Annotated in this window: 16 protein-coding genes and 5 pseudogenes; 7 read left to right on the forward strand and 14 right to left on the reverse strand. The window is 49.8% G+C overall.

Annotated features, from left to right (window positions below):
- Positions 1–7: 7 nt before the first annotated feature.
- From FN037_RS17280 to FN037_RS17305, 6 genes and pseudogenes are all read right to left on the reverse strand, one after another.
- Positions 8–1,108 carry an amino acid ABC transporter permease gene (locus FN037_RS17280; protein WP_138362961.1) on the reverse strand — a complete coding sequence of 367 codons (1,101 nt, stop codon included), beginning with the start codon at positions 1,106–1,108 and terminating at the stop codon, positions 8–10.
- A gap of 15 nt (positions 1,109–1,123) precedes the next feature.
- On the reverse strand, positions 1,124–2,302 hold the full coding sequence (locus FN037_RS17285; protein WP_138362960.1) for an amino acid ABC transporter permease: 1,179 nt from the start codon (positions 2,300–2,302) through the stop codon (positions 1,124–1,126).
- 65 nt (positions 2,303–2,367) lie between these two features.
- Positions 2,368–3,393 carry an amino acid ABC transporter substrate-binding protein gene (locus FN037_RS17290; RefSeq protein ID WP_138362959.1) on the reverse strand — a complete coding sequence of 342 codons (1,026 nt, stop codon included), beginning with the start codon at positions 3,391–3,393 and terminating at the stop codon, positions 2,368–2,370.
- 359 nt (positions 3,394–3,752) lie between these two features.
- A pseudogene (locus FN037_RS17295) lies at positions 3,753–4,078 on the reverse strand (transposase); the annotation flags it as partial.
- 24 nt (positions 4,079–4,102) lie between these two features.
- Complete coding sequence (locus FN037_RS17300) at positions 4,103–4,297, reverse strand: helix-turn-helix domain-containing protein (RefSeq protein ID WP_142502794.1); 195 nt, start codon at positions 4,295–4,297, stop codon at positions 4,103–4,105.
- A 107-nt stretch (positions 4,298–4,404) separates the two neighbouring features.
- Positions 4,405–4,641, reverse strand: a complete 237-nt coding sequence (locus tag FN037_RS17305) for a helix-turn-helix domain-containing protein (protein ID WP_142502795.1) — start codon at positions 4,639–4,641, stop codon at positions 4,405–4,407.
- Positions 4,642–4,744: 103 nt separating this feature from the next.
- On the opposite strand from FN037_RS17305, the gene FN037_RS17310 reads away from it, so the two are divergent.
- The 4 genes and pseudogenes from FN037_RS17310 to FN037_RS17325 all read left to right on the forward strand — a co-directional run.
- Positions 4,745–5,041, forward strand: coding sequence for a helix-turn-helix domain-containing protein (locus FN037_RS17310; protein WP_142502796.1), 297 nt, complete (start codon positions 4,745–4,747; stop codon positions 5,039–5,041).
- Between the two features lie 140 nt (positions 5,042–5,181).
- Positions 5,182–6,456, forward strand: coding sequence for an MFS transporter (locus tag FN037_RS17315; protein WP_142502797.1), 1,275 nt, complete (start codon positions 5,182–5,184; stop codon positions 6,454–6,456).
- On the forward strand, positions 6,437–7,402 hold the full coding sequence (locus tag FN037_RS17320; protein ID WP_142502798.1) for a nucleoside hydrolase: 966 nt from the start codon (positions 6,437–6,439) through the stop codon (positions 7,400–7,402). The genes FN037_RS17315 and FN037_RS17320 overlap by 20 nt, the downstream gene beginning before the upstream one ends.
- A gap of 98 nt (positions 7,403–7,500) precedes the next feature.
- Positions 7,501–7,737, forward strand: a pseudogene (locus FN037_RS17325) (TraU family protein); the annotation flags it as partial.
- Positions 7,738–8,331: 594 nt separating this feature from the next.
- Here the strand turns inward: FN037_RS17325 and tnpB are convergent.
- From tnpB to FN037_RS17345, 3 genes and pseudogenes are all read right to left on the reverse strand, one after another.
- A complete protein-coding gene (tnpB, locus tag FN037_RS17335; RefSeq protein WP_142502800.1) occupies positions 8,332–8,658 on the reverse strand; it encodes an IS66 family insertion sequence element accessory protein TnpB in 327 nt (108 codons plus the stop codon).
- Positions 8,655–9,029: a transposase gene (locus FN037_RS24790; protein ID WP_142502801.1), complete on the reverse strand. Its 375-nt coding sequence runs from the start codon at positions 9,027–9,029 to the stop codon at positions 8,655–8,657. Before FN037_RS24790 ends, tnpB begins: the two co-directional genes overlap by 4 nt.
- Before the next feature lie 78 nt (positions 9,030–9,107).
- Positions 9,108–9,338, reverse strand: a pseudogene (locus FN037_RS17345) (helix-turn-helix transcriptional regulator); the annotation flags it as partial.
- 201 nt (positions 9,339–9,539) lie between these two features.
- On the opposite strand from FN037_RS17345, the gene FN037_RS17350 reads away from it, so the two are divergent.
- Positions 9,540–11,900 (forward strand): TOTE conflict system archaeo-eukaryotic primase domain-containing protein, encoded by a 2,361-nt coding sequence (locus FN037_RS17350; protein ID WP_142502802.1) that lies wholly within the window; start codon positions 9,540–9,542, stop codon positions 11,898–11,900.
- 56 nt (positions 11,901–11,956) lie between these two features.
- On the opposite strand, the gene FN037_RS17355 is transcribed toward FN037_RS17350, so the two are convergent.
- The 5 genes and pseudogenes from FN037_RS17355 to FN037_RS17375 all read right to left on the reverse strand — a co-directional run.
- A complete protein-coding gene (locus FN037_RS17355) occupies positions 11,957–12,907 on the reverse strand; it encodes a nucleotidyl transferase AbiEii/AbiGii toxin family protein (protein WP_142502803.1) in 951 nt (316 codons plus the stop codon).
- Positions 12,900–13,295, reverse strand: coding sequence for a DUF6088 family protein (locus FN037_RS17360; protein WP_142502804.1), 396 nt, complete (start codon positions 13,293–13,295; stop codon positions 12,900–12,902). The genes FN037_RS17355 and FN037_RS17360 overlap by 8 nt, the downstream gene beginning before the upstream one ends.
- A gap of 70 nt (positions 13,296–13,365) precedes the next feature.
- Entirely contained in the window at positions 13,366–14,199 is an 834-nt protein-coding gene (locus tag FN037_RS17365) for a DUF4942 domain-containing protein (RefSeq protein ID WP_142502805.1), read from the reverse strand.
- A 114-nt stretch (positions 14,200–14,313) separates the two neighbouring features.
- A pseudogene (locus FN037_RS17370) lies at positions 14,314–14,541 on the reverse strand (TA system toxin CbtA family protein); the annotation flags it as partial.
- A gap of 112 nt (positions 14,542–14,653) precedes the next feature.
- Positions 14,654–15,484: pseudogene (locus FN037_RS17375) on the reverse strand (tyrosine-type recombinase/integrase); the annotation flags it as partial.
- Between the two features lie 214 nt (positions 15,485–15,698).
- On the opposite strand from FN037_RS17375, the gene FN037_RS17380 reads away from it, so the two are divergent.
- Both FN037_RS17380 and FN037_RS17385 read left to right on the forward strand, forming a co-directional pair.
- On the forward strand, positions 15,699–17,255 hold the full coding sequence (locus FN037_RS17380; RefSeq protein ID WP_142502806.1) for a type I restriction-modification system subunit M: 1,557 nt from the start codon (positions 15,699–15,701) through the stop codon (positions 17,253–17,255).
- Positions 17,252–18,391, forward strand: coding sequence for a restriction endonuclease subunit S (locus FN037_RS17385; protein WP_142502807.1), 1,140 nt, complete (start codon positions 17,252–17,254; stop codon positions 18,389–18,391). The genes FN037_RS17380 and FN037_RS17385 overlap by 4 nt, the downstream gene beginning before the upstream one ends.

Genomic DNA, 18,391 nt, shown 5'->3' on the forward strand with positions numbered 1-18,391 from the left:
TAAAACCTCAGTGCGATTTACGCCCGGTGTAAAAACGCTGTTCCAGATGCTGGCTAAAGCGAGACATGCTAAAACAAAAAATCCAATAGACGAGAGCGGCAAAAACATAGCCCTCCGTCGACATTCCCAGCCATGTAGGGTCAACCGTTGCCTGCTGCACGCTACTGAAAAGATCGAACAGGCCGATGATGATCACCAGACTGGTATCTTTAAATAACGCGATGATGGTGTTGACCAGACCGGGGATCGTGACCTTGAGCGCCTGGGGCAGAATAACCAGAATCTGCGTTTTCCAGTAACCCAGCGCCAGCGATTCCGCCGCTTCATACTGCCCTTTGGGCAGCGCCTGCAAGCCACCGCGCACGACCTCCGCGATATAGGCCGACTGGAACAGAACGACCCCGACCAGGGCGCGCACCAGCTTATCGATGGTGGTCCCTTCGGCCATAAATAGCGGCAGCATCACCGATGACATAAACAACACGGTAATCAGCGGTACCCCACGCCAGAATTCGATAAAAATTACCGACAGGGTTCGTACGACCGGCATCTTTGAACGACGCGCCAACGCCAGTAAAATACCTAGCGGTATCGCGCCGGCGATCCCCACCGATGCGATAATCAGCGTCAGCGTCAGGCCGCCCCACTGGCGGGTTTCCACGCGGCCAAGGCCAAAGTAGCCACCGTACATCAGCAGCCAGACGATAATGGGATAGGCCACCACCCAGCAGACGATGTAACGGCCACGGCGCGGCATCGATTTGATAAACATCGGAATGATGGACAGTAGCCCAATCACCAGCGCCAGATTGATACGCCAGCGCAGCTCATGGGGATAAAGGCCATACATAAACTGACCAAAACGCGCATGGATAAACACCCAGCAGGCACCTTCTCTGGTGCAGTCGGCACGGGTTGATCCGACCCAGTTCGCCTGGAAGATCAGCCAGTTCAGCGCCGGGGGGATCACGTTCCAGATAATCCACAGGCATAGCAGCGTCAGCAGGGTATTGAACCAGCTGGAGAACAGGTTTTTACGTGCCCAGGCCCAGGCTTTACTGACCGGATTCGTCGGCACAGGCGGTGTTTCATGTGTGGTAACAGACATAGTTATTCCGTTCTCTTAACGCTCAACCAGCGCGATCTTGCGGTTGTAAAGGTTCATCAGCAGCGAAATAATCAGACTGATGCTCAGGTACACCGCCATAGTAATGGCAATGGTCTCAATAGCCTGACCCGTCTGATTCAGCACCGTACCGGCGAACAGAGATACCATATCCGGGTAGCCGATCGCCGCCGCCAGTGAGGAGTTTTTCACGATGTTGAGGTACTGGCTGGTCAGCGGCGGAATGATCACCCGCATTGCCTGCGGGATGATCACCTGGCGCATAGTGACCGGATTCGGCAATCCCAGCGAACGGGCGGCTTCATTCTGCCCGGACGGGACCGACTGAATACCGGAGCGAATCACTTCAGCAATAAACGACGATGTGTAGATCGACAGCGCCAGGGTCAGGGAAGCCAGCTCTGGGATCATGACGAACCCACCGCGGAAATTAAATCCACGAAGTTGCGGGATATCCCAGTGGGCGGCGACCCCAAATAGCAGATGAGCGATCAGCGGGAAGACGATGAACATGGCCACGGCAAACGGCCAGGTACGGCGCAACTGACCGGTCTTTAACTGATGTTTGCGATTAAACTTCAGCAAGCCAACGCTACCGGCAATCGCCAGCGCCAGTGCGATGACAAAGGGCCAGGAGCCCGGCGCTGAGGTAGGCCATGGGATGTACAGGCCACGATTGCTGACAAATATCAGATCGAACGCACTCAATGCCTGGCGTGGACCGGGCAGATTACGCAGCACCGCGAAATACCAGAAGAAAATCTGTAACAACGGTGGAATATTACGGAACGTTTCGATGTAAATGGTTGATAGCTTACGCAGCAGCCAGTTATCCGACAGACGCGCGAGGCCGATAAAGAAGCCGAGAATAGAAGCGAAAACGATACAGAGCGCGGAAACCAGCAGGGTATTGGTTAATCCCACCAGGAACACGCGCGCGTAGGTATCGCCTTCCGTATAATCAATCAGATGCTGGACAATGCCGAAGCCAGCGTTACGTTCAAGAAAACCAAAACCGGAGGTAATGCCGCGATTGGCCAGGTTTATTACCGTGTTGTGGATGAGATATCCCGCAACGGTAAACACAGCCACAATGGCGACTATCTGGTAAAACCAGGCGCGAACCGTAGGGTTACCGATGGAAAAATCCCTTTTTACGGTTGGGCGTTGAGACATATTGAAACCTCAGTGAAAAAACGCATTGGGCACCGCATGGCGCAGTGCCCGACGGGAAGGCAGAATTAACGCACCGGCGGTGCGTACTGAATGCCACCCTGATTCCAGAGCGCATTCAGGCCACGCGAGATTTTCAGAGCACTGTCTTTACCGACGTTACGGTCAAAGCTTTCCTGGTAGTTACCGACCTGTTTAATAATGTTGAACGCCCATTTGTTGTCGAGCTTCAGATCCTTGCCAAAGTCGCCTTCAGCACCCAGCAGGTGAGCCACGTCCGGGTTGGAGGGTTTTGCCGCCAGCTGATCGACGTTTTTCGAGTTAATCCCCATTTCTTCAGCGTTGAGCATGGCGAACAGCGACCATTTAACGATGGTGAACCAGTCGTCATCCCCGCGACGAACCACCGGGCCCAGCGGCTCTTTCGAAATCACTTCCGGTAAAACAATGAACTCATCCGGTTTGCCCAGCTTAATACGCAGCGCGTACAGTTGAGACTGATCGGACGCCAGGGTATCGCAGCGGCCGCTGTCAAGCGCTTTGGCGGATTCGTCAGAGCGGTCGAAGGTCACCGGCGTGTATTGCATATTGTTAGCTTTGAAGTAATCCGCTACGTTCAGCTCGGTATCGGTACCGGCCTGGATACAGACGGTGGCGCCATCCAGTTCTTTCGCGCTTTTGAGACCGGCTTTTTTATGGGTCAGAAAACCGATGCCGTCATAATAGTTCACGCCGGCAAACAGGAAGCCCATGCCGCCATCGCGCGAAGAGGTCCAGGTCGTGTTACGGGACAGAATGTCCACTTCACCGGATTGCAGCGCGGTAAAACGCTCTTTTGCCGTCAGTGGCGTGTATTTGACTTTGCTGGCATCGCCAAACACCGCAGCCGCAGTGGCACGACAGACATCCACATCAATACCGGTGAATTTGCCGCTGGCATCGGCATAAGAGAACCCCGGCAGACCATCACTGATACCGCACTGAACAAACCCTTTCTTCTTAATTGCATCCAACGTGGCGCCCGCATGCGCTTGCTGCGCGACGGCAAGCAGAGAAGCTGCTGCGAATAAAGTAGAGAACATAATCTTTTTCATAAAGCATCCTGTGTGGAGAAATGTTGTTATGTGGTTGCATTGCGCATTTTAAGTGCGCTTTTTCTGTGTGCGGCCATCAGCCATTAATGAATAAGCAATTCTGGTGCCAAATTTTGTAATCCACTGAAATCACTGGTAGTAAATATTTATAATCTCACGCACCCTGAAAACAGCGATGACAACGGAATACCAAAAGGGGGCAATATGGCACCGCGTCGATCACAAACGGTGCAAGCGTTTCACCAGATGAAGGCAGGGGAAATGTCAGGGATGTTAGGTTGGATATGAGGACTGGCGGACAGAAGGACATGCCATTACGCCTGTCTTTATTTGTGGAGATACATCAGCTCAGTTGCTTCCAGCGCAAACAGCCGAATGATCTTGCGCTCTATTTCGTCGGACAGTGTGGTCTGATGCTTTTTCACCAGTTGCGGTTCAAACGTGCCGTTTCGATCACGCGGTGTTGCCAGTTCAAAACTACCGGTCGGTGCTTTGATGGTCTTTTTACCAGAGCCGTTTTCCGGTTAGCTTCAACATCCTGAGACAGATGAGAATCCAGTTAGGCAACCCGTGCAGCTTCGGTTAACTGTTTGATTAAAGGTGTTAAGATACCATCTTTACCGGTTAATGCCTGAGCGGACTGAAGTGCCTTGAGGGCTTTGTCGAAATCGAAGGGCTGGGACATGTGTCATTCCTTCTTGATTGTATATTACTGGAATGACACAGAATTTCTAACACTCTCAACGATATCTAACCGCCGCTCTCCGTTTTCTACTTTTGCGATGAAAGATTGTTGTCTTCCCAGCGCCTTACCTGGCTCTTCCTGGGTGATATGGCCAGCAACCCGCACTTCACGTAATGCCTTTATAACCATCAGGTATTCAATGGAGTAGACAGAAGTCATTTCGTCAGCCTCAACAATAAATTAAGGCCCGACTATCATGGCACCGGCTAAATATCCAAAAATAGGATATTTACTATCAAATCCAACAACGATGAGCTTATAAAACGTCACTTCTGAGGCAAAACTGTTTTCAGTACGGCAGCAGGATCCAAAGATAGCAAATAAGCAATATGGGCAAATTCGATGATGTCCAGACGACGCTCACCATTTTCAACTTTGGCAACAAATGACTGTGGACGACCCAATGCTTTTGCAAGTTGCGCTTGCGTCAGACCTCGCTCCTGTCTCGCCGAACGCAACAGTCTTATAACCTGCTGATACTGTTCAGTATAAATAGATGACATTTGTGATACTCGATTTTTATCCCAAAATCGAATATCAGTGATTTACAAAATAATCCCAAAACAGGATAATTTGTTAAACATGCAAGTTTGTGAGGTAAAAGGAGTGACTAAACAAGACTGGCATCCAGCCGACATCATCGCCGCCCTGCACAAATGCGGCACCAGTATGGCAGTGGTATCGCGGGAAGCGGAGCTGGCCTCCTCCACGCTGGCGAATGCGCTTTCACGTCCCTGGCCGAAAGGCGAGTGGCTGATTGCCACCTCACTGAACGTTTATCCGGCCACTATCTGGCCCACTCGCTACCACTGTCAGGAAGATTCCCGCCTGCCGAAACATCCATTGCCGGACACAAAACCGCCCCTGGCAGCCTCCAATTTTCCGGTTCCGGAGAAACATTAACGCCTTGCCCCGGAACGCTTTTTCTCATCGTCAGGCAGGGCATTCACATTGCGTCGATAAGGAGAGTTGTTTATGCAAACTACCATCCTGTCTGTACTGCACCAGCAGGTTGTTACAGCCGCTACTGAAGGAGAGCCATCATGATAAACGCCATCTCGCTTCTCCGTGCCCATCATCCCCACCGTATCCACATCCTGCTTTTTTCAATGATGTTCACCGTCTATTTCCTGATGGGAACATCGATGATCACCCTGACCATCTATATGAATGAAGCAGGAATGCGGGAATATATTGTTTATGCCGTTTCCGGCTTCCCGTTGTCGATGATGATATCTCCGTTACTGTCAGGAGCCATTGCCGACCGCTATTTCCCGGCGAACAAAATGATTGCAACATTGTTTATACTCTGTGGCTGCATTTTGTTACTGGTGGTGTACTTTTCACACCGCCCGCTGTTATTTGTCGTGCTGTTTTTTCTTTATAAGCTGCTGTATGCCCCCACAGTCGGGCTGGCAAACAGCGTGGCGATGACCCACGTCACCGACCGGAACAAGTTCTTTCCGCTTATCCGTATCGGCGGAACGGTGGGATGGATTGCCGCTGCAGCGCTGATCAGCCTGCTACAGGCCGAAAAAACCGCTACACCGTTTATCATTAGCGGCGGTGTGGCGATCGTCACCGGACTGATTTATCTGTTTATTCTGCCGCATACGCCACCAGCCGCTGGGAATAGCGTGTTTCGCCTGCGTGATATCACTGGTGCAGACGCTTTTCGCACTCTGGACCGCCCTGGAAGTGGGTTCAGGGTTTTCGTGCTGTGCTGCTGCTTCGCCACTATGTTGTCCACGCTTTACGATCAGTATGCTCCCCTCTATTTCAATGTTGCGGGACTGGAGCGAACTGCTGCTTTTATGTCTGTAGGCCAGGTGAGTGAAGTTCTGGTCACCGCGCTGATCCCGCTGTTTGCGCTACGTTTCAGCCTGAAAACCATTATGGTAATGGGGCTTCTGGCGATTGTGCTGCGCTATTCACTGTTGCTAACCAGCACTACCTATCCCGGTCTGACGCTGGCGATCATCGCGATTGCCTTGCACGGCTTCATTATGGGTTTTTACATCATCGTTTCACAGATGGTAACGGACATGATGGCCCCGCCTTCCATCCGCGCTCAGGCACAGTCACTGATGATGTTTATCTCGATGGGGGCAGGCTCCCTACTCGGTTCGTTGGTAATGGGCAATGTCCTCAACGTTTTTGTTAATGATGTCAATAACCTGGCGCAGTGGCGCATTGTCTGGCTGATCCCGGTGGTGGCTGGCGTCATCACGCTGCTGATTTTTATCTTCGGCTTTAAAAACCCTGTCGTCTGTTCAACATCCCCTGTGGAGGAAACTCATGCAAAAAGTGATTATTGACTGCGATCCCGGTATGGACGATTCCATCGCCCTGATTCTGGCGGCAAAATCGCCCGCACTGGACATTCTTGGTATCACCACTGTCTGCGGCAACCTGCCGGTGGCAAAAACCACCCACAACGCGCTTACCGTACTGGAACTGCTCAAACGCCCGGATATTCCGGTATATCGAGGGATGAGCAAACCGCTGATCCGCCCGCTACCATCAGATCCTTTCAGCCATGGTGATGATGGCCTTGGCAACAACCATCATCCAGCTCCAGAGCTCGCGGCCCAGCCCAGGCACGCCGTAGATTTCATCATCGACAGCGCGCGCCAACACCCTCATGAAATCACCGTTATCACACTTGCCCCTTTGACCAATCTCGCCATGGCGTTGTTAAAAGCCCCGGATATCGCGCCGCTGATTAAGCGCGTGGTGGCGATAGCCGGAGCATGGGGGACAAACCGCGCATCGTTCGAGAATGCGACGGGGGATAACCCGCAATCGGAATGGAACGTGTTTGTTGACCCGGAAGCGGCGAAAATTGTACTGGAGTCCGGCGTGGCATTTCAGGCGGTCGGGCTCGATGTGGCAACGCACTTTAACGTAAACGTCAGCGAAGACGATATCCTGCGGCTCGAACACTCCCCACAGCCGGAGGCGAACCACGCCGCTAAAATGATGCGCTTCGTCCTTGGTCGAGGCTACCAGTCCTATTGCGTGATGATTGATGCCATGGCCGTCGCGGTAGTGTTAGTTCCGGATCTGCTGAAAACCGTGCCCGCCCGAGTAGCGGTGGAAACACAAGGACAGGCCACGCTGGGCCAAACCGTGGCTGATTTCCGTCACTCACACAACTGGTATCACCTGCCGGAAATCCAGATCAGCGTGGAGGCTGATTATCGGCGCTTTATCAGACTGGTACTGGATACGCTGTGCGCGAAGGGTACAGCGAGAAACTGACGATACTGAAATTATACATACTGGATATTTAATTTTATAAGGCCGGTTCGATTTGAAACCGTTACATCTGCATCATATTCACTGCTGCAGGTGTTTTTATGATCAAGCGATTTATGTTGCCAACAGCGGTTTCTCTCCCGGCCTTTGCTATTACTACACCGGAAATCAGCGTCTCTGCCCTATCGCCGGAATGCTTGCAGTATCAGGTAGTTGGCGTTTGCTACTGGTTATAATGCACACCGTTTGGTTATTCCGTGCGCACGTCAATGAAGGTACGCCATTTTCGCCCGGACCTGGTGGTATCAGCCTACAGCGTGACCGGACAAAACCCGTGGCCGGTCAGACGTTGTTTAAGAAGGGCGATGTCGTCGGGAAGAGGTTCGTTCATGGCGGGCATGCTACCAGGTTGCCCGCCGTGTGACCAGAATTACAGCAGCGTGAGGGGCGACAGCAGGCGCTTTGGCTGGCGGTCGGGTAGCAGCAACACATTGCTGTGCCGCCGCCCCCTCAGAACGGTGCGTACCAGTTTCTCGGTACACCGCTCAAGCCTTTATACGGGCTTACCAGGTTCCACTTAATATACAAATGAACGGGTTAGGTTCCGCCTCTCCACCGGTGATCTCTAGCCCATGTATTTCCAGACTGGAAGGAAATAACCGATCACACACCTTTTGGTTCAAGCCTGTCAGCATCTTTGGCTTGTCAGGTATAACGACGTTTATCAGCAGTTCACATAACCGCTCAGCCTGGCTCTCCATCCGCACGATGCTTGCAGATGCCCCTCTATCCTCACGGATTCAGATCGGATATTTCCAGAGTTACGTTGTCCTGAGGGCTTCAGACCACACTGTTACCGGTGTCGCCTGCCTCAGTAGGTTACCGCTAATGGGATAACGGGTTCTATACATAAATCGTGTTAAAACAATATATTAAGCGACTTCTTGTCGCACCCAGTCGATGCCCTCCAGCAACATGGCCAGCCGGGCGGGCATGAGGAACACTTTGCCATCACGGGCCGACGGCCAGGCGAAGCGCCCACGCTCCAGCCGTTTTGTCAGCAGGCACAGTCCGTCGCCGGTGGACCACAGCAGTTTAACCTGGCTGCCACTGCGCCCCCGGAAGATGAAGACGTGGCCTGACATTGGATCATCTTTCAGCACTGTCTGCACCTTAGCGGCCAGGCCGTTAAAGCCATTTCTCATATCGGTGATACCGGCAACCAGCCAGATTTTTGTGCCTGCGGGAAGATTTATCATACAGGCCCCCGTATCAGCTCGCGCAGGAGTGTGCTCATGAGCTCAGCAGAGGGATGCGTCAGTGTTATCCGACATTTTATGTGGCAGGCAGTGGGAGGTGAACAGGATGGTGGTTCGAATGTTGAGAGAGAAGACTCCGCCTGAAGTTGCACGGGGATCAGGGCAGGAAGCGGCGATGCATTTTTTCGGGGTCGACAGACCCGCCCTTCACGCTGCCAGAGCCTTATCCATTTAAAGAGCAGATTGTCGTTGACGTCATGTTGACGGGCCAGAGCGGCGATACTGCCTTCTTGTTCAAGGGCCAGCCTGACCAGTTCCAATTTAAATTCAGGAGAATAGCGTTTCCGGGGAAGTCGTTCTTTGGCGCGCATGAGGTGTCCACCTTCAAAATAAGTGGGTGCTTAAGTTACAGGATCCTGGATTCTGGACCAGACGGTACTCAGACGACGCTTACGACGCTTCTTGCGGAAGTCGTTTATCAACCGATCGCTTTCCGGGAACACAACATTTAGAGGCTTATCCAGGGCATTGCATATTGCCTGCGCGAGACTCAACTTTGCGGCGACTTTTCCGGTTTCGATACGCTGAATTTGCTGCTGGCTGGTGCCGACCATAAATGCCAGTTCGCGTTGGGTGATAGATAGCTGGGTACGAAGCTGTTTGATATTGTTCTGTAACATGGGATCCATCCTTCAGAAGGAGGCAGAAGGAGGCAGAAGGTGCCATTAAAACACATAAATGAGTAAAGACACAGGATTGTGTTTTTTTGAATGAAAAGTTGTCACAGGTACTAAAGTATTAAGATACGATTTGAAAAGACCATTCCCCAACGAAAAGGTATAGTTCCAACAAAGCTCCTCCTAACCAGAGGCTGAACGATTATGCATACCGGGCCGAAACATGATGAACTGAACGCGCTACGAAAAGAAAATGCGCGATTGATTGCATTACTCGAATCTAACGGTATCGAATGGCATCCAGCAGGACAAATTCCAGAATCAGCAACATCGCAACTCTCCCCTGAAGACAAAATTGCGCTATTTCGCCGATTATTTCAAGGTCGGACGGACGTTTACCCAGTCAGATGGGAAAGTCAGAGTACGGGTAAATCGGGTTATTCTCCCGCCTGCGCTAATGAATGGCATCCGGGGATTTGTGCAAAACCACGAATCAAATGTAGCGATTGTTCTAACCGCCAGTTAATACCTGTCTCCGATACCACAATCTATCGCCATCTGACAGGAAAACAGACTGTGGGCGTATATCCATTAATGGAAGACGATACCTGCTATTTTCTGGCTGTTGATTTTGATGAAGCGGAATGGTGTGACGATGCCAAAGCATTTATACAGTCTTGCGAAGAACTCGGTATACCAGCCGCGCTGGAAATATCCCGTTCGGGCCAGGGTGCACACATCTGGGTATTCTTCAGCGATCGGGTTCCAGCCCGCGATGCCCGCCGATTAGGTACAGCTATTATCAGCCACACCTGCGCCAGAACCCGACAACTTCAGCTCAATTCCTACGACCGGCTATTTCCCAATCAGGACATCATGCCTAAAGGAGGGTTTGGTAACCTGATCGTATTACCTTTGCAAAAAGAGCCGCGAGAGAAAAACAGGAGTGTTTTTGTTGATACCCGATTCCAGCCATATGTTGATCAATGGGCACTTCTATCCACGATAAAAACACTACCTGTTGGTGATGTTGAAGCAACGATATTACGCGCATCTGGCGGTGCCCATCCTCTGGATATTACATTTATTGATGATGAAGATCTTGCCACGCCATGGCGACAAACCCATTCATCACAAAAATTGTTAGTGTCAATGCCAGAATCGCTGAATATCACGCTGGCTAACCTGATTTATTTTGAAAAATCGCAATTGCCACAAGCATTAGCCAATCGACTTATCCGCCTGGCCGCATTTCAGAACCCTGAGTTTTATAAAACCCAGGCGATGCGGATGTCAGTATGGAATAAACCGCGAGTCATTAGCTGCGCAGAGAATTTTCCGTTGCATATTGCATTACCTCGCGGCTGTTTAGAGGCAGCATTATCCTTACTCCAGGACAACAACGTTACTTACCAGCTAAAAGATGAACGCTTTCCTGGAGAGGCGATAGAGGTTGAGTTTTCTGGTACATTACGCGTCGATCAAGAAGCGGCTATAGATGACGTACTACGCCACGACACCGGAGTACTTTGTGCACCAACAGCGTTTGGTAAAACCGTAGTTGCAGCGGCGATTATCGCCCGCAGAAGTGTTAATACGCTTATTCTGGTACATCGCTCTGAACTATTAAAACAATGGCAGGAGCGATTATCGGTATTTTTAAACGCCGACTGTAACCCAGGCATTATTGGCGGAGGAAAACGTAAGCCTGGCGGAAAAATTGATATTGCAGTGATGCAGTCCCTGTCCCGACAGGGCGAAGTCGATCCCCTTATTGAAAGTTATAGTCACGTTATTGTTGACGAATGCCATCATGTTGGTGCGTCATCTTTTGATGCAATACTCCGGCGAACAAAAGCACGCTATGTACTGGGATTAACAGCCACGCCAATTCGACGCGATGGCCAGCAACCCATTATCTTTATGCAGTGCGGCCCCATTCGACATACAGCAAGCAAACCAGTCGGCAGCCCCCAGAATCTGGAGGTTTTCCCCCATTCCCGTTTTTCTACGATTACTCTTCCCATTGCTACTGGCGTTCAGGATATATTTCGGCATATTTCCCAGGATCAGGAGCGAACCTCAGCAATTGCCAGAGAGATCAAAATCGCTTATGAGCAGGGACATAAAGTTCTGGTATTAACTGAGCGTACAGATCATTTGACCGCTATAGTGGAATCACTGGGCGATCTTGCTTCAGTAGCGTTTGTCCTCCATGGGCGGCTGTCAAAAAAACAGCGTTCATTACTTATGACTAACCTGAACGCTATGTCACCAGACTCCCCCAGGATTTTGCTGGCGACAGGAAAACTGGTTGGCGAAGGTTTCGATCACCCTCCGCTGGATATGCTTATTCTGGCGATGCCTGTATCCTGGAAAGGGACGCTACAACAATATGCAGGGCGGCTCCATCGGGAACAGGCAGGAAAAACAAACGTAAGGATTATTGATTTCGTCGATACCGGTCATCCGGTATTGTTAAGAATGTGGGATAAGCGGCAACGAGGGTATAAAGCGATGGGGTATCGGATTGTTAAAGAAACAGAGGAACTATTTGTCAAGTGACAGGCCCCATTGATATGTTTTGCAGTGCTATAACCGAACCCCAATCTCCGTACCGCTTAATAAGCATTCAGGATGATTAACGCTATCTGTCGAAAACTGGCGTATGCATCATCCCACAAAATTCTGCGTGTACCATACACCATCGGTGCGACAAATTGCTGGTACCGCATCTGATAAAGCGGGTTATTCGACAGCTCATCCAACCCCATTTTTAGCTCATCAACAGGTGATACGCAAAACTGCGGGTATTGGTTGCCGTAGCGCTGAATATCCTGCTCAATCGTTCGCTGAACAAAATCAGTAAGCAGAGACATATCGACATTACCTGCTTCAACAATACAATACGTATCGTAGATATGGCGCACCAGCGAAGCATCGTCCAGGCGCTCAACATTTCTTACCACTGCTGCCGTGCGACGCAGCATCGCCACCAGCTTTTCAGCCTGCGTGCTAGTAATGGTTGCGCAGGGGAAAGCCGAAACTACAGACGCTTTTCCCGTAAGCGATGTCACCAGTGAGTGGATATCCCGCGACTCCGGCACTTCCAGCAGCTCGGCCTCCATCAGTTCCAGTCGAATAAAAGGTCGAAGGCAGGGCGCTTGTGCCACTCGCTGCGGGTAGCGGACAGGAATGTCGCTATACCGATACTCATCCCGCGTCACCTTTGGGTGAGTATCGTCGAAGCTAAATACGCCCGTTGCGGTTATTGCACTAGAGATTGTCTGAACGATTTCTTTGCGAATACTTTTGCGTCGGGAGCGCGAAAGCGCCTGAAAATCAGCTGTCGGAACCAGTTTTATATCTACATCTTCCGACATCCGGTTAAGTGCAACGCCTGATTTAGCAAGTGCAGTTCCTCCGGCAAACACCAGTTGATGAGTATCGAACGCCAGCGGTTTAAGCAAACTCAGAAGCTCAACAATATAGTGATCCTTTTCCACAATAGCGACGGATTCGATACCAAGGGCGTCTGCCACATCAGAAAAAAGTAATGTTAGATCATCCATTTAATTTGCTGTTCCCTACGGACAATGCGCGCTTAAAACGCGGAGATATTCTGATATCTGGTGATGCCGGGATTTGCGTGGACTCACCGCTGTTATATGCCTGCGTTGCTCCGGCAAAACGATAGCGTACCTTCAGACGATCCAGCGTCTCAACGATCACCGCTGCAGATCCTCCTGGAGCTGCAGGCATGACCTTACCGGTGATGCTGTTCCGGCGTGCTTTGGTGTATACGCCATAGCCCACCTTCAGCAGTTGCCCTTCTTTAATGAGATCGCGCAATACCCTGCCGACCTGATCATAGCCTGCAATATCTTTGAAATCGTCACGAGTGAATACATAGCGTTTTGAGCGTTTCAGTCGTGACTGAATGCGTGCTTTTATCGTCATATTCGCCTCCTGAGTCACTGCATATAGATTAGCAAACATACGACATTTTTGATAGCAAACATACGACATTTCATTTCACAGGCAACATCCCCGGATAGTGTTTCGCCACGATATCGTTCATCTTCTCCACCAGATCCAGACGCTTAAATATGATATGTCCGCTCCCCTTCTGAAAATAACGAATAGTGAATAGCTCATCCTCAAAGACCTGCTGATACGGATCATCGCGAATGAAATCCATCAGTCGGATAGTCACATCGTGCCGGTTATCGGGAATGGTTTTACCATCCAGCAGGAACAACATGCGCTCCAGATCGGCTAACTGGTCGCGCCGCCAGCCCCAATTCAGACTGAAGCCCCATCTGTCATGCTTCACCAGATTGTTGACGATAATCTTCTTACCGAAATAACAGGGATTATTGGTTTTGTAGTCCCAGCTTAACCCTTTAAATACATTGATGATGCCACGCTCAAAGACCTCTTGCTTGTTGTGGTGGAGTTGTTCAAAGGTACTCAGGATGTTGGCTTCGCTAATCGCCGGAAGATCGCCCTCCTCCAGGTTCTTCGCCCACTGACTGCGGGCTTCGGCATCCATCAGGGTCAACATCCCGGACTTCAGCATGAGATCGCGCCAGATACTGCGGTCGATATTGCGGGTAATCACCGGCATCGCTTTATCTACTGATTGCATCAGCCAACAGTCAAAGGAATGGCCCTGTCGCATCGCCCAATGCTCCGCTATATCACCACCGATGCTGGAGGTTAGCCGCGAGATATCATCAAGCTTATGGATCAGGATTTCTATCAAGCTCAGCGCAGCATCACGTCCTGTGACGATACGCTCAATGCTGGTCGAGCAAATTAGCTCATTATGATCGGTTAAAACTTCAGCTTCTGTTTGCATGATATTTTGTCCGTAAAAAGCAAACACGCCCGCCGGGAGTGGCAGGCGCATTATGCAATGAGTAAATAAGGAAGACAGATCGGGAATGTAATTTGGGAAGGAGGCTCGCAAGATTCAGCGTGTCAAAAGATTATGGCTTTGTCGTAACAGACCAGTTGCCTGTCGCGCCCGCAAAATATCTACAGCCCGAAGATAAGGCGATTGTTCCTGCCAGCTAAATCCCCTGCGATCGATACGCACGAGTTCGTACTTTTCCACCAGAAAGTTAACGGCATCGGCTAGTGTGATACCGGCGTTGATATGTTCCTGAATAATACTTTCATCATTGAATGGAGTATCGCTAGAGGCGGATTAACGGGTTCATGTTCTTCAGCCTTTCAGCACTCAACCTTGAGGATCATCTCGGCTTAGTGATCTCGCCTCAATCCCCGTTGTCAGCGGGTTACATCACCCCATACCCCATCGCACGCAATGCGCTGTTTACCGTGTTTTCACTCATAACCTTAGTTGCGTCATGATCACCCGGAAAAAGCAGCTCTTTATCACCGCTAATCTGCTTTAACTGGTCTAACAAAATCATCGCCTGCCGACTAAGCGGAACAATATGCTCCTCTTTCATCTTCATCCCACGGTATGAGTAACGCACGCCTTTAATTTCTTCTCGCTTTGCAGGTACACGCCAAAGAGATTTATCGAAATCAAACTCTTCCCAACGAGCAAAGTGTAACTCGCTGGAACGCACAAAAGTTAGCAGAGAAAGCTCGACCGCGATCCGGGTCATTACACGACCACGATATGCTCCAAGACGAGCAAGAAACTCAGGGAACCGGCTAGAGGGTAAAGCTGGATAGTGTCGTGCTTTGGTTGTTGATAAAGCACCAGCCATATCACTGGCCGGGTTAGAGTCGATGTAATCGTTCTGTACGGCATAACGCATAATGGCCGTGATACGCTGCTGAAGACGCTGCGCGACGTCATGTTTGCCACTGGCATCAACTTTTTTAATCGGGGCTAACAGGTGGCTGGTTTTGAGCTAGCGAATGTCGGACGAACCGATATGAGGGAAGATATAAAGCTCAAGATAGCGAAGAACGCGCGATCGATGGTCTTCACTCCATCGCTTGTTACTGGCATGCCATTCGCGAGCAATGGTTTCAAAAGTATATGCTCCCGCGTTTTCGGCCTGAGCTTCTTTCTGTTCGGCTTTTGGGTCAATGCCCTGTACTAACAGCTTTTTAGCTTCGTCGCGCTTGGCCCTTGCCTGAGCAAGCGTCACAGTAGGCCAATGCGGCAGACCAGAAAACGATTACTGCAGCACAGCAAATAATCAAATTTTACTAATGCACACAGATACAGGTAACTGGCATAGCCTTTCTGTCGTCGTGAAACCACTTATCGGAAGAGTCATAACTGGATCTGATATAGATACAGTCCTTGTGAACAAATTGCGGTAAAATCCCGTCAACAGCAGTTGCTAAGAATCGAAAACAGGATAAAAAATGGCCAGCTTTCAACAGCGTGCAGAACTACATCGCCAAATCTGGGCTATCGCCAACGATGTCAGAGGCTCGGTAGATGGATGGGACTTTAAGCAGTATGTCCTTGGTGCACTTTTCTACCGCTTTATTAGTGAAAACTTCTCCAGTTACATCGAAGCCGGTGATGACAGCATCAACTATGCTGCGCTGGATGACAGTATCATTACCGATGAGATCAAAGATGATGCCATCAAAACCAAAGGCTATTTCATTTACCCGAGCCAGCTATTCTGCAACGTTGCAGCTAAAGCGAATACCAACGACAGGCTGAATGCTGATTTAAACAGCATTTTTGTCGCCATTGAAAGTTCAGCTTATGGCTATCCATCTGAAGCCGATATCAAAGGCCTGTTTGCTGATTTTGACACCACCAGTAATCGTCTGGGTAACACGGTAAAAGACAAAAATAGCCGTCTGGCCGCCGTGCTGAAAGGTGTAGAAGGTTTAAAACTGGGTAACTTTAATGACCACCAGATTGACCTGTTCGGTGATGCGTACGAGTTCCTGATTTCTAACTATGCGGCAAATGCAGGTAAATCAGGCGGAGAGTTCTTCACACCACAGCACGTTTCAAAACTGATTGCACAACTAGCAATGCACGGTCAGACCCACGTTAACAAAATCTACGACCCGGCAGCAGGCTCGGGCTCACTGCTGCTGCAGGCGAAGAAACATTTTGATAACCACATCATCGAAGAAGGTTTCTTTGGTCAGGAAATAAACCATACGACGTTCAACCTGGCGCGTATGAACATGTTTCTGCACAACATCAACTACGACAAATTTGATATCAGGTTGGGTAATACCCTGACTGAACCACACTTTGGCGATGAAAAGCCGTTTGATGCAATTGTTTCTAACCCGCCGTATTCGGTGAAATGGATTGGCAGTGACGACCCGACGTTGATAAACGATGAGCGTTTTGCTCCGGCAGGTGTGCTGGCTCCAAAATCAAAAGCTGACTTTGCGTTTGTGCTTCATGCGCTGAACTATCTTTCCGCCAAAGGCCGAGCGGCGATTGTCTGCTTCCCGGGGATCTTCTACCGTGGCGGCGCAGAGCAGAAAATCCGTCAGTATCTGGTTGATAACAACTATGTTGAGACGGTGATTTCTCTCGCACCGAACTTGTTCTTCGGCACCACCATTGCCGTCAATATTCTTGTGCTTTCAAAGCACAAAACCGATACCAGAGTGCAATTTATTGATGCCAGTGGGCTATTTAAGAAAGAAACCAATAACAACATTCTCACCGATGCCCATATCGCTCAGATCATGCAGGTGTTCAGCAGCAAATCAGATGTTGACCATCTGGCAAAATCAGTGCCCTTTGAAAGAGTGGCCGGGAATGAATACAACCTTTCTGTCAGCAGCTACGTGAAAGCGAAAGACACCCGTGAAATCGTCGATATTACGGAACTGAATGCTGAGTTGAAAACTACCGTCAGCAAAATCGACCAGTTACGCAAAGACATTGATGCGATTGTGGCTGAGATTGAAGGTGGCGAGGAGCAGAAATGAGCGAACTGAGTTATCTTGAAAAACTGCTAGATGGGGTTGATGTTGAGTGGAAGCGTTTAGGTGATGTGGCTCGCATCAAAAACGGCAAGGATCACAAGGCGCTTGGCGAAGGCGAATTTCCGGTTTACGGTTCAGGTGGAATTATGCGATACGCAGACACCTACGCCTACAACAAACCTTCTGTTTTAATTCCGAGAAAGGGCTCGCTTGGTAATCTATTTTTCGTTGATGTTCCGTTCTGGACCGTTGACACCATTTTTTATACGGAAATTGATGAAGCACAAATTCGCCCAAAGTATCTTTACTACTTCTTGACGACGGTAGGTCTTGGCGAAATGAACCAAGCAGGTGGCGTGCCAAGCCAGACACAATCAGTTTTAAATAAGCTGAAAATCCCTATCCCCTGCCCGGACACTTCAGAAAAATCCCTTGCCATCCAGTCTGAAATCATCCGGATTCTGGATACATTTACTGCACTTACCGCTGAGCTTACCGCTGAGCTTACCGCTGAGCTTAGCATGCGTAAAAAGCAGTACAACTACTATCGCGACCAGTTGCTGAGTTTTGACGATGATGAGGTTGAGTGGAAGACGCTAGGAGAGTTGGCAGAGAATCTTGACTCCAAAAGAAAGCCAATCACTAGTGGTTTGAGGGAAGCAGGGAAAATACCTTATTACGGAGCATCAGGGATTGTCGATTATGTAAAAGATTATATTTTCGATGGCGACTTTCTATTAGTATCTGAAGATGGCGCAAACCTGTTGGCTCGCAATACTCCGATAGCGTTCAGTATCAGCGGTAAGACTTGGGTGAACAATCATGCTCATGTGCTTAAATTCGATACCTATGCAGAAAGAAGATACGTTGAGTACTATCTGAATAGTATTGACTTAACAACCTATATTTCAGGTGCTGCACAACCTAAGCTGAATAAGAAAAACTTAGAGAGCATCCGTATCCCAAATCCGTCGCCAGAAGAAAAAGAGAGGATCGTTTCAATCCTCGATAAGTTTGATGCATTAACAAACTCCATCACTGAAGGCCTTCCTCGCGAAATCGAGCTACGCCAGAAGCAGTACGCATATTATCGGGACATGTTATTTAGCTTCCCGAAACAGGAAGTGGCAGAGGCGTGA

This window comes from Klebsiella sp. 2680, assembly GCF_900198535.1.
GTDB classification, from domain to species: Bacteria; Pseudomonadota; Gammaproteobacteria; order Enterobacterales; family Enterobacteriaceae; genus Klebsiella; species Klebsiella indica.

Bases quoted from the DNA above. Each gene is read 5' to 3' on its own strand.
- FN037_RS17280 (WP_138362961.1), bottom strand. From the start codon at position 1,108: ATGTCTGTTACCACACATGAAACACCGCCTGTGCCGACGAATCCGGTC.
- FN037_RS17285 (WP_138362960.1), bottom strand. From the start codon at position 2,302: ATGTCTCAACGCCCAACCGTAAAAAGGGATTTTTCCATCGGTAACCCT.
- FN037_RS17290 (WP_138362959.1), bottom strand. From the start codon at position 3,393: ATGAAAAAGATTATGTTCTCTACTTTATTCGCAGCAGCTTCTCTGCTT.
- FN037_RS17300 (WP_142502794.1), bottom strand. From the start codon at position 4,297: ATGACTTCTGTCTACTCCATTGAATACCTGATGGTTATAAAGGCATTA.
- FN037_RS17305 (WP_142502795.1), bottom strand. From the start codon at position 4,641: ATGTCATCTATTTATACTGAACAGTATCAGCAGGTTATAAGACTGTTG.
- FN037_RS17315 (WP_142502797.1), top strand. From the start codon at position 5,182: ATGATAAACGCCATCTCGCTTCTCCGTGCCCATCATCCCCACCGTATC.
- FN037_RS17320 (WP_142502798.1), top strand. From the start codon at position 6,437: ATGCAAAAAGTGATTATTGACTGCGATCCCGGTATGGACGATTCCATC.
- tnpB (WP_142502800.1), bottom strand. From the start codon at position 8,658: ATGATAAATCTTCCCGCAGGCACAAAAATCTGGCTGGTTGCCGGTATC.
- FN037_RS24790 (WP_142502801.1), bottom strand. From the start codon at position 9,029: ATGCGCGCCAAAGAACGACTTCCCCGGAAACGCTATTCTCCTGAATTT.
- FN037_RS17350 (WP_142502802.1), top strand. From the start codon at position 9,540: ATGCATACCGGGCCGAAACATGATGAACTGAACGCGCTACGAAAAGAA.
- FN037_RS17355 (WP_142502803.1), bottom strand. From the start codon at position 12,907: ATGGATGATCTAACATTACTTTTTTCTGATGTGGCAGACGCCCTTGGT.
- FN037_RS17360 (WP_142502804.1), bottom strand. From the start codon at position 13,295: ATGACGATAAAAGCACGCATTCAGTCACGACTGAAACGCTCAAAACGC.
- FN037_RS17365 (WP_142502805.1), bottom strand. From the start codon at position 14,199: ATGCAAACAGAAGCTGAAGTTTTAACCGATCATAATGAGCTAATTTGC.
- FN037_RS17380 (WP_142502806.1), top strand. From the start codon at position 15,699: ATGGCCAGCTTTCAACAGCGTGCAGAACTACATCGCCAAATCTGGGCT.
- FN037_RS17385 (WP_142502807.1), top strand. From the start codon at position 17,252: ATGAGCGAACTGAGTTATCTTGAAAAACTGCTAGATGGGGTTGATGTT.